The sequence below is a fragment of the Streptomyces microflavus genome, from assembly GCF_014650075.1.
GTDB classification, from domain to species: domain Bacteria; phylum Actinomycetota; class Actinomycetes; order Streptomycetales; family Streptomycetaceae; genus Streptomyces; species Streptomyces microflavus.
The window spans coordinates 335,626-349,411 of sequence record NZ_BMUG01000001.1; the positions used below are offsets into that span (position 1 = coordinate 335,626).

10 protein-coding genes are annotated in these 13,786 nt (G+C 76.1%); 2 read left to right on the forward strand and 8 right to left on the reverse strand.

The features are described 5' to 3' along the window. Position 1: 1 nt before the first annotated feature. The 4 genes from IE264_RS01450 to IE264_RS01465 all read right to left on the reverse strand — a co-directional run bounded on the left by IE264_RS01450 (position 2) and on the right by IE264_RS01465 (position 4,883). On the reverse strand, positions 2 to 844 hold the full coding sequence (locus IE264_RS01450) for an SDR family NAD(P)-dependent oxidoreductase (protein ID WP_032758524.1): 843 nt from the start codon (positions 842 to 844) through the stop codon (positions 2 to 4). Beyond that, entirely contained in the window at positions 841 to 1,908 is a 1,068-nt protein-coding gene (locus IE264_RS01455) for a 3-oxoacyl-ACP synthase III family protein (protein WP_032758525.1), read from the reverse strand. The genes IE264_RS01450 and IE264_RS01455 overlap by 4 nt, the downstream gene beginning before the upstream one ends. Beyond that, entirely contained in the window at positions 1,905 to 3,752 is a 1,848-nt protein-coding gene (locus IE264_RS01460) for an acyl-CoA dehydrogenase family protein (protein ID WP_032758526.1), read from the reverse strand. Before IE264_RS01460 ends, IE264_RS01455 begins: the two co-directional genes overlap by 4 nt. Before the next feature lie 132 nt (positions 3,753 to 3,884). Continuing rightward, positions 3,885 to 4,883 (reverse strand): acyltransferase domain-containing protein, encoded by a 999-nt coding sequence (locus IE264_RS01465; protein WP_032758527.1) that lies wholly within the window; start codon positions 4,881 to 4,883, stop codon positions 3,885 to 3,887. A gap of 314 nt (positions 4,884 to 5,197) precedes the next feature. Between IE264_RS01465 and IE264_RS01470 the strand changes: the two genes are divergently transcribed. Both IE264_RS01470 and IE264_RS01475 read left to right on the forward strand, forming a co-directional pair. Beyond that, positions 5,198 to 6,631, forward strand: a complete 1,434-nt coding sequence (locus IE264_RS01470; RefSeq protein ID WP_032758528.1) for an NsdA family TPR-like regulatory protein — start codon at positions 5,198 to 5,200, stop codon at positions 6,629 to 6,631. A gap of 169 nt (positions 6,632 to 6,800) precedes the next feature. Continuing rightward, positions 6,801 to 8,009, forward strand: a complete 1,209-nt coding sequence (locus tag IE264_RS01475) for a hypothetical protein (protein ID WP_032758529.1) — start codon at positions 6,801 to 6,803, stop codon at positions 8,007 to 8,009. Positions 8,010 to 8,019: 10 nt separating this feature from the next. On the opposite strand, the gene IE264_RS01480 is transcribed toward IE264_RS01475, so the two are convergent. From IE264_RS01480 to IE264_RS01495, 4 genes are all read right to left on the reverse strand, one after another. Further along, complete coding sequence (locus IE264_RS01480) at positions 8,020 to 8,808, reverse strand: sugar phosphate isomerase/epimerase family protein (protein WP_031122654.1); 789 nt, start codon at positions 8,806 to 8,808, stop codon at positions 8,020 to 8,022. 117 nt (positions 8,809 to 8,925) lie between these two features. Continuing rightward, entirely contained in the window at positions 8,926 to 9,522 is a 597-nt protein-coding gene (locus IE264_RS01485) for a GAF domain-containing protein (protein WP_032758575.1), read from the reverse strand. Continuing rightward, positions 9,506 to 10,435 (reverse strand): S8 family peptidase, encoded by a 930-nt coding sequence (locus IE264_RS01490; protein ID WP_032758530.1) that lies wholly within the window; start codon positions 10,433 to 10,435, stop codon positions 9,506 to 9,508. Before IE264_RS01490 ends, IE264_RS01485 begins: the two co-directional genes overlap by 17 nt. 3 nt (positions 10,436 to 10,438) lie before the next feature. Further along, complete coding sequence (locus IE264_RS01495; protein WP_032758531.1) at positions 10,439 to 13,666, reverse strand: adenylate/guanylate cyclase domain-containing protein; 3,228 nt, start codon at positions 13,664 to 13,666, stop codon at positions 10,439 to 10,441. Positions 13,667 to 13,786: the final 120 nt, after the last annotated feature.

The window sequence follows — 13,786 nt, forward strand, 5'->3', positions numbered from 1 at the left end:
CTCAGGCTGCCGCGAACGGGGAGGGCGGTTTGGGGTGACCGGCCAGCCCGCCGTCCGGCACCGCGAGCCCGCCGTCGACGACGAGCGCGTGCCCGGTGACGAACGAGGCGGCGGGGGAGGCGAGGAAGAGCGTCGCCCCGACCACCTCGTCCGCGGTCGCCCAACGGCCCATCGGCACATGGCCGGTGAGCCAGTCCGACAGGGGGCCGGCCTCGCTGGCGAACGCGGTCATGTCCGTACGCGTCCACCCGGGACAGAGCGCGTTGACCCGTATCCCCTGCCGGGCCCAGCCGACCGCCAGACTGCGCGCCAGCGACAACTGGGCCGCCTTCGTGGCCGCGTACGCCTCCATCATCGGGGTGCCGACGATCCCGGCGATCGACGACATCAGCACCAGACTGGCCCGGTCCGACTCCAGCAGATGCGGGTGCGAGGCCCGGCAGACGGCGGCCGTGGCGTTGAGGTTGATGGAGATGACGGTCTCCCAGTCCCGCTGCTCGGCGTGTTGCAGCGGAACCAGCAGCGCGCTGCCGTCCTCGGCGGTGGGCAGGGTGCCCGCGTTGTGCACGACGACATCGAGCCCGCCGAGCGCGGCGGCGGCCCGGTCGACCAGCGCCGCCGCCACCCCCGGTTCGGCGAGGTCCCCGTCGAGCGCCACGGCCTTGCGGCCCCGCTCCTCCACCGCCCGTACGGTGGCGTCGAGTGCGGGCAGGGTCCGGGCGGTCACGGCGAGGTCGCACCCCGCGTCGGCGAGGCCTTCCGCGACGGCCCGGCCGATGCCCCGGGAGGCGCCGGTCACCAGGGCGCGGGCGCCCTCCAGGCGGAAGAGGTCCAGTGCGTTCATGGCAGGTTCCTTTCTGACACGTCGGATACCGAGGGATCGGAAGCGGGTACGGGCATCAGGGCGCGGGCCCCGCTCCAGGTGAGGAGTGCACTGCCCCAGGTCATGCCGGCGCCGAACACGGTGAGCAGCACACGGTCCCCGGGGCGCAGCCCGTGCCGGTCGGCGGCCGCGGCGAGCGCGTAGGCGGCGCTGGCGGCCCCGATGTTGCCGACCTCGTCACCGACGACGACCAGGCTCTCCGGCGGGATACCGAGCTGGTCACCGAGCCGCCGCAGCAGTACGGGGTTGGGCTGGTGGCAGACGAAGCACGCGATGTCCTTCACGCCGAGCCCGGCCCGGTCCAGGGCCTCGGTGATCAGCCGGGGCAGCACGTCGACGATGAACCGGCTGACGCTCCGCCCGTCCATGTGGATGTGATGGCTCCCGGCGGCGAGCGTGGCCGGGGCGGCGGGCAGCCGGCTGCCGCCGCCCGGGATCAGGACCAGTCCGGCCTGCGTCCCGTCGGAGCCGAGCCGGAAGTCCGCGAACCCGAACGGGCCCTCCACCGGGCCCAGTACGGCGGCCGCCGCCCCGTCGGCGAAGAGGACCGAGGTGCCCCGGTCGGTGGGGTCCAGGAACTTGGAGTACGCCTCCACCCCGACCACCACCGCGTAGCCGTCCCGTTCGGCGCCGCGCAGCCAGTCGTACGCCACCTTGGCCGCGAACAGCCAGCCGGAGCAGGCCGCGCCGACGTCCAGGGCGACGGCCCGGTGGGCGTCGACGAGGGCCTGGACACGGCAGGCGGTGGAGGGCCCCAGCTCGTCGGGGGTGGAGGTCGCGCAGACCAGCAGCCCGACGTCCGCGATGTCGATCCCTGCGGCCTCGACCGCCGACCGGACCGCGTGGGCCGCCAGGTCGGAGGCCGCCTCGTCGGGTCCGGCGACATGACGGGTCAGGACGCCGGTACGTTCCCCGATCCACTGCGCGGTCACCCCGGCGTCGCGGGCCACCTCCTCGTTGGTGCGGACGCCGGGCGGGAGGTGGGTGCCCATACCGAGGACGCCGACGCGGCGGGTGCCGGTCATGAGGCGCTCCCGAGCGTCCAGGTGAGCGCGGCGGCCGGCGGGGCGGGGGCGACGCCGGGACGATCGCCGTACTCGTCGAACACCTCGACCAGCAGCGGCAGTTGTTCCATCACCGCTTCGCACAGCCGGTCGGTGGCCTCGGACAGCGCAGCCATGTCCGCCGGTTCCAGGGTTCCGAGGGCGAGCAGCGAACCGGACCGGCGGCGGGCGGAGAGGACACCGTGCAGCGCTGCCAGCGGAGTCAGGGCCCGTACGAGGCCCTGGTCGCGGAGCCGTCCCAGTACGCGGGTGACGTCGTCGGCCACGAGCAGCGTCGCCCGCACCTCGCCCAGCAGTCCCGCCTGCTCCAGCAGCGGGTTCCACCGCTCGAAGGGGTCCGAAGCCGGATCCGACCCGCCGCGCCGCCTCAACTCCCGTACGAGAGCGTGCTGATGGCGGCGGAGGAGGGCGGGCCACCAGTGGGGGGAGGTGGGGTCCGGCAGCTGTTCCTGCTGCTGTTCCCGCTCGTCGAGGGATTCGACGAGGGAGCGGCCTATGTCGTAGAAGATCAGCTGGCTGTCGCCGCCCGCTGTGTCGAAGGCGTGGTGGAAGCCCTGGTAGGCGGCGAGGCGGTTCGCGGTCAGATGGCCGGAGAAGCCGCACCGGTGCTGGCACTCGGCGGTCAGGCGGGCGGCGGTGCGGACGGTCACGGCCTTGTAGGCGGCGAGCGGTTGGCTGACGGCGGCCCACGGTGTGAAGCCCATCTTCTCCTCGCCGCCCTCCGGGCCGGGCGGGGCGGCCGACCGGCCCTCGGTCCGTACGGCCAGGGCCCCGTCGGCGGCGCAGGTCAGGGCGAACGCGTCGGCGAGGGCGCCGAGGACCACGGTCTGCTGGGTGCGGTACGTGAGCAGCGGCACCCCGGGGGCGAGGCTGCTCCCGGTGCGGCGCCGCCGGGCGTAGCCGACGGCCTGGACGGCGGTGCGGCGGGAGGTGGCGGCGGCCACCGCGGGCATCGCCGCCCACAGCCCCTGCCCCACCCGCAGAGTGCGCTGGAGACGCTGCTCCGGGGATCCGGCGGGATCGTGGACCGTACCGTCGGGGCCGATCCGGGCCCCGTCGGAGAGCCAGTGCGCGGGCGCCACCCGGACGCGGTGGAACCGTACCTGTACGTAGTCGAGCGGCAGGGCGTCCAGGGCGATCGGGGAGGACAACTCGACCCCGGGGAGCGGGCCTTGCTCATCGGTGAGGCCGACCATGAACGCGAAGACCCCGTGGTCGGCGCCCCCGGCGAAGAGCCTGGCCAGGACCACACCGGTCTGCTCCACGCCCCAGGTGCCGGCGCTCCCGAACTTGGCGGCCCCCGGCCCGGGCGTGTGCAGGACGAACGAGCCGTCGGCCGGGTCGAGGTCGGCGCGGGTCGCGGTGGCGAGGTGGCTGTTGGCCTGGCCCGCCTCGGTGATCAGGTAGACACCCTTGGCCCGGCCCTCCCGCAGCGCCGACAGCCGGGGTTCCAACCCCTCCGGATCGTCGGAGAGTTCGGTGAGGGAGCCCAGGCAGAGCAGATGGTGGACCAGCCCCGCCAGACAGAGGGACGGGTCGGCGACGGCGGCAGCGGCGTGGACGGCGGCGAGCCGGGCCGGGTCGTCGAGGATCCCGGCCCCGGGCGGCAGCGCCTCGGCCAGTGCGCGCAGCCGGCGCAGCAGGAGCGCACCCCGGCCGGGCCCGTACACCGGCCCGGGATCGTCGGCGAGCGCCTTGCGCAGGGTGATGAGGGCGGACAGGGCTGTGGGATCGCAGGGGCCGTGGAGGAGCCGGCGTATCTCTTCACGGGCGCTTTCGGGGACGGAATCGGCGAGGAGCGTCATGGGTTCTCCGGTCGGGAGGGGGGTGGCGGGAGCGTCATGGGTTTCGGTCCGTGAGGGGATCGACGGGAAATGACGGGGGATCGACGGGAATCGGCAGGGGATTGGCAGGGGTCTCGACTGGGGGGGGGAGGGTCACCACGGAAAGCCGGGCTCCGTGAGCGGGGCGCGCACCGGCGGCGCCGGGTCGAGGGCGGCGGCGAGCACGCTGCGGGCGCTGGACGCCAGGGCGCTGCCCGTACCGGCCTCGAAGAGGACACCGGGCCGGTAGGCCATCACCTGGCGGAGTACGGGGGGCACCGCGGCCGGCCGGACCAGGCAGTCGGCCAGCCGCGCGGCCAGGTCGTCGGTGGGCCCGTAGCGGCGGCCCGCCACGGCCGAGTGGACCGGGAAGCGGGCGCCGGAGCGCGGGTAGGCCCGTACGGCGGCGGCGAACTCCTCGGCCGCGCGGCCCAGCGCGGGGTGGTGGGAGGAGAACGGCAGCCGCAGGCGTACGGCCCCCACCCGCCGGTCCTCGGCCGCCTTCTCGACCAGAACCAGAGCGGCCGTCGGCCCGGCGACCACCACCGACAGCTCGTCGTTGACCACGGCCACCACGGCTTCCGCCGCCCCCGCCTCCGCCAGCAGGGCCCGCGCCGACCGCTCCGAGCAGCTGAGCGCCGTCAGCCCGCCGGGGCAGGAAGCGAGGACGACGGCGAGATCGTGCGCCGCGCGTGCGCCGTCGGCCACGCCGAACACTCCGGCGGCCGTGAGCGCGGCGATCTCACCGAAGCTCACCCCCACGGCCGCCGACGGCACGCCGTACGCCCCGCTGAGCGCCCGGTGCACGGCCACCGAAGCCCCGAAGAGGGCGAGTTGGGCGGTCCCCGTGGCCGCGAGCGCCAGGTCGCGCCCGCTGGGCGGTTCGGGCCCCAGCAGCCACCGGCCGAGCTCCGGCAGCCCGCGTTCGGCGGCCACGGCGTCGACCTCCTCGAAGACCTCCCGGACGGCCGTCCGCAGGCCGGGCGTGGTGCGGGCGGCGCGGACCAGGGAGCTGACGGAGAAGTCGCCCTGGCCCGGAAAGAGATGGACGGACCGCCGCCAGGGGACCGGGCGGTCGGGGACATCGGGGGAGTGGGCTGGACCGGCACGCATGGTGTTCCTCCGTTCGGCTGGGGAGGGGGCTCGTTCGGCGCGGCCACGACAGCGGGGGAGTGCACGGGCGCGGGTCGTGCGGGCGACGCGCTACGCAATGCGCACTGTGTGGGGCGGGGGGTTGGCCTTCACGCTGAGTCTGTGCGAGGGGTGGGCCCGAACCGGCGTGGGCGGGTTCCAGACATGTTGAACACGCAAGCATGTTGAACGGTGGCGCTCACCAGGGGGGAAGGGGAGAACAGGGTGAAGCAACAGGACACAGGAGCAGGCAGAGCAGGCAGAGAAAGCAGAGGAGCAGGGGCAGGGGCGGGCCGATGAGGAGCGGCCGTACCCGCCGGACCCCGAACCAGGCCCTGCGCCTCCTCCTCGCCGAGGCCGGGTGGAGCGGTGCGCAACTGGCCCGTGAGGTCAACGCACTCGGTGCCGTACAGGGGACGGCCCTGCACTACGACCGCACGGCGGTGGCGCACTGGCTGGCCGGCAGCCGCCCCCGCCGGCCCGTGCCCGCCCTGGTCGCGGAAGCCCTCTCCCGCCGCCTGGGCCGCCCGGTGCGGGAGCAGGACACGGGCCTCGGCCCCGCCGTGGGCGCGGCCCACGGCCCCGGAGCGCCCGCCGGGGAGCCGAGCGCCGTGGAACGCCTCGACGAGGTGCTGCGTACCACCGGCCGGCGCCGGGTCGCCCTCGCCGGGGCCTACTCGCTGGCCGCGTTGGCGATCCCGTACGGGCCTTCGGCAATCCCGCACGGAGCGCTCACCGTGCCGCACGGCCCCGCCGCCATACACCGCGGGCCGCCGGAGCCCGGGAGGCGCTCACCCCTCCCGCCCGGACGCGTCGGCATGGCCCATGTGGCGGCCGCGCACGAGCTGCTGGCCCTCTTCTCCCGGGGGGACGCCGTCCTCGGCGCCGGACCGGTGTACGAGCCCCTGCGGCAGTACCTCTCCGCCTCGGTCCTCCCCTGGCTCCAGCGCGACATGAAGCCCGCCGTCCGGCGCGAACTGCTCACGGTCGCCTCCCGGCTCACCTACCTCTGCGCCTTCACCCACTTCGACATGAACCGTCATGCCGCGGCCCAGCGCCTCTACCTCACGAGCGTCGAACTCGCCCGTGAGGCGGGCGACCGGGTCGGGTGCGGGCTGGCCCTGCGCGGGCTGAGCGTGCAGGCCCACGCGCTCGGGCACTTCGCCGAGGCCCACCACCTGGCGGAACGGGCGGCGGAGACGGCCCTGCACCAGGTGCCCCCGCACCAACAGGCCTTCTTCCACGGTCAGCTGGCGGTCGCCCTGGCCGGCCGGGGCGACCCCCGGCACGCCCGCCACCTCGCGGCGGCCGAGCGCTGCCTGGAGCGCTCGCAGAACGGTGACACCCCCGTCGGCGCGTTCCATCCCGGCTCGCTCGCCCTCCAGCGCGCCGCCGTCGCGACGAGCCGGGGCGACCGGCACGCCGCCGCCCGGGCGCTCGATCTCTCCCTGCGGCACCGCCCCGCCGACGAACGCCGCTCCCGCGCGCTCTCCCTCGCGGAACTCGCGGAGACCCAACTGGCCATCGGCCACCTGGAACAGGCGTGCCGCACATGGCACGAGTTCCTCGACCTCTACCCGCGCGTGGACAGCGCCCGCGCGGACGACCGGGTGCGCCTGCTGACCGCCAAGGCCCGCCCGCACAGCGCGAATCCGGTCGTGACCGCGCTGCTCGGCCGCGTACGCGAGATGCACAGGCGGCGGCCGGCGTCCCACGGGCCCGCCACCTGAGCCTCCGGCGGCCTCCGGCGGCCCGCAACGGCCCCCGGAGGCCGGTTCACTGAGCCAGAGGAGTGAGGGCGGGCCGCTGCCGGAAGAACCGTCCCGGCCCACCGGTTGTACGGCCTGCTCCCGACGATCTTCCGTCTTCGGGCTTTCCGTGGACCACCGGCAGGAACGAATGAACCGCAGCAAACGCTCCGATGTCTTCCCCTCCGCCTCTCTCCCCGTCGCGCCGGGCGCGCTCTCGGTCGCCACGACGTGGTGGCACCCCGTGCGCGGCCCGATGGACTGCCCCGCCCACCCGCTCCTCTCCGCGCACGCCCGGCGGGCCGGGTTCACCGTCGACGCCCGCCCCTGGGCGGAAGCGGCCGTGAACGGCGACGGCCGGGGCGCGGTGGGGACGACCGTCGTCGCCGTCTCCTACGAGCGGCCGGAGGGCGGCCACCGCGGCATCGCGCTCGCGGCCCGCAGCGAGGACAGCGCGGCGCTCGCCTTCGCCCATCGGCAGATCGAGTCCTGGCAGGCGGTGTTACGGACACGGCGGGTGCTGTACGTGAGCGAGGAGACGGCCCCGCCCGGGGATCCGGACACCCGGCCGGCGCCGCCCGCCGCCCCGGCACCGCACGCCGCCGTGCCGCCGCAGGGCCCGGGAGCACCGGGCGGCGCCTGGCTGGCCTGCGGGTGCCCCGCCCGTTCCGGGTGCCCGTCCGCCGTCCTGGCCGAACGCTCGCTGCACCGGTCCGTGGCCCGGGGGGACGAGGTGGTGGTCGTCGGCGCGCCCGCGGCCGGGACCGGCGGCGGCTGGCCGCGCAGGGCACCCGCCGGAACCGTGAAACGGGCGGCGACCGAGGCGCAGGCCGAGGCCCTCACCGTCGCGGACCCGGAACGCTTCTCGTTCGTGGTGGCGCCCGGTGCCGTGGTCTCCGGGGCGGCCGGAATCCTCCGGGTGCTCCGCCGCCGCTTCCCGCGCCTGCGGGGCCAGCACCCCTGGGAGTGGTGCTACACGACGGACGACCTGGACACGGCGGTCGGCTCCGTCCTCGGCCAGTCCGATGCACTCCTCGTCACCGGCCGGGGCGACAGCCCGCTGGTACGCAGCGCACTCGCCCGGGCCGCCCGCTCCGGGCTCCGGGTCCGCGAGGTCACGAGCCTGGACCGGCTCCGGCCCGAGGACGTCGACGGGGCGACCATCACCGTCCTGCACACCGCGACGGCCCAGGACGGACCCGGCGGACCCGACCGGCGGGGCGGCGGCAGCCGCGAGGTGGCCCGGGTCCTGGACGGCCTGGGCCCCACCGGCCACATCCGCCGCACGGTCCGCTCGACGGCCCTGCCCTCCGGTCTCGGCGCCCGGGAGACGGCGGGCGAGGCCTCCTCCGCCCCCTGAGCGCGGGGCGTCACTGCTTCGGCGCCCCCAGCCGCAGCAGGTGGTCCCGGCCCGCGCCCAGCAGGCCCGGGAGCTCCGCCGCGCCCGGGTGCCAGCGCTTCTCGTACTCCCAGCAGACCCAGGTCTCCGGGTCGAGACCGTCCAGACAGGCCGCCAGCGGCAGCACCCCGGCGCCCAGGGGCAGCGGGGTGAGGTCGTCCGCCGACGCCACGTCCTTCACCTGTACGTAGCCGAGGTGCGGGGCGAGCACCGCGTGGCTGGCCTCGGGGGCCTCGCCGGCCAGCCAGGTGTGCAGGACGTCCCAGATGGCTCCGATCCTGGGGTGGCCGACCGTGCCCACGACCCGGGCCACGTCGGCGCCCGCGCGGTGCGTGTCATGGGTCTCCAGCAGGATGGAGACGCCCATGTCGGCGGCGGCCGGCGCTGCCGCGCCCAGCCGGCGGGCGGCCGTCGCGTCGGCGTCCGCCGGGTCCTGGTCGCCGCCGCCGGGGAAGACGCGGACGTACCGGGCGCCCAGGTCCCGGGCGAGCTTGACCAGCCCGGCCAGTTCGGCGGAGACGGCCTCGTCGTCCCCCTCGGCGGCCACCTGTGCGTACCCGGCCACGGTCAGGATCTCCACCCCGGCCGCCTTGAACGCCTCGACCACATCGGCCCGTTCCAGTGACGAGAGCCCCGGGTGTACGGGCTCCTCGGGGTGGGCGCGCAGCTCCACGCCCCGGTAACCGTGCTCGGCGGCGAGCCGTACGACCTCGGCCACCGGCATCCCCGGCACCCCGAGAGTGGAGAAAGCGAGCTTCACGTGCGTTTCCTTCCATCGTCACCGCGCGGGAGCGTGTCCGGCGCCTTCCCCCGGCTCCTGCCCGCCGCATCGGCCGCTACGCACGGCAGGCGGACCCGGGCCCGCGCGGAAAAGGTCTCAGCCGGTGCCCCGCAGCACCTGCTCCAGGCTACCGAGCAGCCGCAGCGCGTCCTCGCGCTGCGCCCCCTCCAGCGCCCGTCCGGCGGAGGCGGCGGCCAGGGGGTCCGGGGTGATCACCCGCAGGGCCGCCGCCGCCTGCCGGGCGAACATCGCCAGCAGGTCCAGCTCCCGCACGCTGGAGCGCGCCTGCGGCGAGGCGTCCAGCACCTCCAGGACGCCCAGGACCCGGGCGTCACTGATCAGCGGGGCCGCCATCAGGGAGTTCGGGACGTACGCGGTGGACTCGGCCAGCGAGCGGTCGAAGGACGGGTCGGCGGCCAGGTCGTCCACCACCATCGGCTCGCCGGAGGTCGCCACCCAGCCGGCGATGCCCCGCCCGGCCGGGAACCGGCGGCCCACCAGGAACTCCTGGCCCTCTCCGGAGACCGCCCGGAACACCAGCTCGTCCGCCTCCTCGTCCAGCAGGAGGACCGAGCTGGCCGCCGCGCCGAAGATGGCCCGGGCCACATCGACGACCGACTGGAGCAGCTCGTTGCGGGGCGCGTCAGAAGGGGCGGGGGCGGGCACGGGGGCGGATTCAGTTCTCGGAGTCATCGCGGTCATCTCCTGTATCTCCTGCCGCTGTTGAAGGACGCGGGTGTGAAGGGCCCGGTTCGTGCCGCACATTGGCCGCGGACAGGTAGAGGGCGTTCTTGAGCTGGAAGGCCGTCATCCGGGGGTGCTCCGACAGGATCCGCGCGCAGAGCCCGGCGACGTACGGCGTGGCGAAGCTGTTCCCGGTGGTGCGGATCGTCCGGCCGCCCAGCCAGGGCACGGACACGTTCTGGCCCGGCCCGAAGAACTCCACGGGCGGGTCCGGGTTGTAGAGGTGGAGGTCGGGGTCGTCCTCCTGGTGGCTGCCGACGGAGATCACCGAGGCGAACCGCCAGGGGAAGCTCTCCACCGGGGTGTTGTGGGCCGAGGCGACGATCACCGTACGGGCGAAGTAGGCGCTGTCCGCGAGGGAGTGCAGCTCCTGCGCGAACCGGGTGCGGGTGGTCGACAGGCTCAGGTTCACCACGTCGAAGCGCTGCTCGACCGCCCAGCGCAGCCCGGCCATCAGGATGTCCCCCGTGCCGGAGAACCGCTCGCCGAGCACCCGGACGCTGTGGATCTCGCACTCCGGCGCGGTCCGGCGGATGATCCCCGCGCACGCGGTGCCGTGCCCGCAGGTGTCGCCGGTGGTCGTCGGCTCGACCGTGATCTCGCCGCTCTCCGCGTCCTTGACGACCACCCAGGAACCGGCGGGTTCGCCGACCAGGGGGTGGTCGCGTTCCACCCCGGAATCCACCACGCACACGCGTACTCCGCGTCCGGTGGCGGGCCCGGCGGGGTGTCCGCCCGGTGGTCCCGGGTCGCCCAGGACGGGCACGTCCTCGGGGCCGCGCCCGCGCAGGCTCCAGGTGAGGCCCAGCCCGGGGCCGGGCCGCGTTCCGGCTGCCGTTGTCGTCTCCGCCGTGGTGCCCATCGGTCAGCTCCCTTCCCTCGTCGTGACCATCGCTGTACGGGTGCGCCCCGCCCGTGCCGTGAGGAAGGCCGCTACGCGGCGGGCCCCGGGCAAGTGCCCCTTGCCCGCGAAGTGCTCCCCGGCGCTCCGGGCCGCCGCCTCGGCGGCCGCCGGGCGGCCCAGCGCGGCGAGCGTGCGGGCCCGGTCCAGTTCGGCGGACGCCTGCACCAGCGGCGAATCGGTGAGCAGGGAGGCGCGTACGGCCCGCTCGGCGTGGTGGAGCGCCTCGTCCGGGCGGTCCCGGGCCGCCAGCCGGCCCCGCAGCCCCTCCAGGTCGACCGCGTCCGCACGGCTCAGCTCCGACGCCTCACCGATGCCCGCCAGCCAGGTCGCCGCCCGGTCCTCGGAGCCCGCGTCCAGCTCCAGCCGGGCCGCGTCCAGCGCGACGGCCGTCCGCATCCCCGCCGCCCCGGTGCGCCGGGCCGCCGCGTCCGCCAGGGCCAGCAGCTCCAGCGCCTCCGCCTCCCGGCCGAGCAGCGCCTCCACGGTCGCCCGGAACACCGGCAGGAACACCTCCGCCTCCGCGAACCCGAGCTTCCCCGCCAGCCGGTCCGCCTCGGCCAGGCACCCGTACGCCTCGCCGGACCGGTCCTGGAGCGCGTACAGCACGGCCAGCGGGCAGTTGAGGGTGACCCGGACCGTCGGCCGGCCCGAACCGTGCGCCGCCAGCAGGGCACGGCAGCGCTCCACCGCCCGGTCCACCGGGACCGGGCCGCGCCAGAGCGAGATCCCGATCGCGCCCAGGGCCCCGGCCCGCTCCGGTTCCGCCCCGGCCGCCACCGCGTGCTCCAAGGCCCGCGCGTGGTCGCGCTCGGCCTCCTCGTGCCGCCCCGACCGCTGGAGCTGCTGGGCGAGGCGCAGGTGGGCCCGCGCCCGGCCGCGTGCGTCCCCGGCCGCCTCGAAGACCGGCAGCACCGCGCGGGCCGTGGCGGCGGGGCCGGGGCCGGCCGCCGGGTCCAGCACCGCCAGCGCCAGCCGGGCGTGCGCCGCCGCCACCGGTGCCGTGTCCAGATCCCTCACTCTGCGCAGTAGTTCGGCGCCCTCCTCGACCCGGCCGAGCGCCACCCGTACCTCACCGAGCCCCAGCACCGCCCCCGCCTCCTCCGGCCGCAGCTCCACGGCCCGCTCCAGCAGCCCGTGCGCCCAGTGCAGGTCGGACCGGGCGGCGGCCTGCGCCCCGGCCCGGCCCAGCGCGGTGGCGGCGCGGTCCCGCAGCAGCCGGGCCCGGTCGTCCAGCAGCCCCAGTTCGGCGCGGTAGCGGTAGGCGCGCTCCAGGTGGCCCCCGACCGCGCCGTCCCCGGTCCGCTCCACGCTCGGCAGCTCGGCCGCCCACGCGTGGCGCTCCGCCTTGGCCCGCTTGGAGAGCGAGGCGTAGGCGACCTCGTGGACCAGCCCGCTGCTGAACCGGTACGCCGAGGAGTCCCCGGCCCCGGAGGGCGCGGGCTCCACCAGCCGTCGCCGGGTCAGCGCGGCGAGCGCCTCGTCGACGCGGCGGCGGTCCGGGGAGCCGGACCCGGTGGCGGGGGTCTCCGGGGCGGGTCCGGGCTGCTCCGTCCGTACGGCCGTCTCCAGCCGCACCAGCTCCGCCGCGGCGAACTCCCGGCCGATCACGGCGGCCAGGTCCACCACCGCGCGCTCGGTCCGGGCCAGCGCCCCGATCCGGGCGCCCAGCAGGGCCTGGAGCGTGGGCGGCAGCTCGCCTTCAGGACCCGACGCGGCGGCCCGGTCACCGACCAGGAGCTGTTCCAGGTAGAGCGGATTGCCCTCGGAGCGGGCCAGGAGCCGGTCGTCGGCCGGGGCGGGACGGCCGTCGAGCCGTGCCAGACCGGCGGCGAGCCGGGCCGCCTCCGCGCGGGGGAGACCGGTGAGCTGGAGGCGCCCCTGCTTCTTCTCCGCAGACCCGGTGCCGTCCGCCCCCGTGCCGTCCGCCCCCGTGCCGTCCGCCCCCGTGCCGTCCGCCCCCTCCGGGCGGCCGGCGCAGATCACCAGGACCCGGCCCGGCCCGGCCCCGCCGGTCAGCCGGTCCACCGTCCGCACCAGCAGGGGCGCCGCGGCGTGCCAGTCGTCGAGGACCAGGACCACCGGGCGGGCCAGGGCCGCCCGCTTCAGGACCACGGTCAGCGCGGCGCACATGTCCTCGAAGGAGGCGTTCGGCGTGCCGTCGCGCAGCAGGCCCCCGGAGAGCAGCGCCATCGCGTCCTCGGCCGCCGGGTCCCGGGGCCCGGCCGGGACATCGTCCGGGTGGGGGAGCAGGGGGCGTACGGCGTCGGCGAGGGGCGCGAGCGTGCCGTGGTCCCCGTAGGTGCGGCAGCGGCCCGCCCCGTACACGAGCGCGTCGGTGCGGCGCGTCAGCCACTCCCGTACGAGCCGGGTCTTGCCGATGCCGGCCTCACCGGTCACCCCCAGCAGACCGGACCGGTCCCCCCGTACGGTCTTCGCCAACGCGATGTCCAGGGAGTCCAGTTCGGTGGTGCGGCCGACGAAGGGGGCGTCGAAGCGGCGCAGCAGCTCGGGGTCGTCCGCCCCCAGTGCGAGCAGCCGGTACGCCTCCACGCTCTCCCGCTTCCCCTTGAGTTGCAGGGGGCCGGTGGCCTCGGCCGTCACCGTGGGCCCGGCGGCGAGGAGGGTCTGCGGGCCGATCAGGATCTCGCCGGGGCCCGCGTTCTGCTCAAGGCGGGCGGCGATGTTGACGACCTCCCCGGAGACCAGGGCCTGCCGGGCGGTGGCGTCCGAACCGGCCACCACCTGACCGGTGTTGACCCCGACCCTGGTCGTCAGCCGGATACCGAGCGAGGCCTCCAGCTCCTCGTTGAGGGCGTCCAGCGCCCGGCGCATCCCGAGCGCCGCCGCCAGGGCCCGCCGGGCGTCGTCCTCACGGACCACCGGCACCCCGAACACCGCCATCACCGCGTCCCCGATGAACTTCTCCGGGGTGCCGCCGCGCGCCACGATCTGGGCGCTCATCGCCTCGAAGTACCGCAGGGTCACCGTGCGCAGGGTCTCCGGGTCCAGCACCCCCGACAGCGCGGTCGAGCCGACCAGGTCGCAGAACAGCACGGTCACCGGCTTGCGTTCGTCCTCCGGGGGAGGCTCCGGGGCCGCCACCGCCGCCGGTCCGGCGCAGGGCGTCCCGCAGGACGAGCAGAACCGGGCCGTGGAGGGAAGCTCCTGTCGGCACGAGGGGCAGGTCATGACGGTCCTCAACTCTTCCGGTCCAACTCTTCCGATCCGGGGCGGACGGCGCCCTCGTCCGGTCCGGGCGGAAGGCGCTCGCGCCGGACCCCCGTCCTGGCGCGGGCGCCTTCCGCCGGG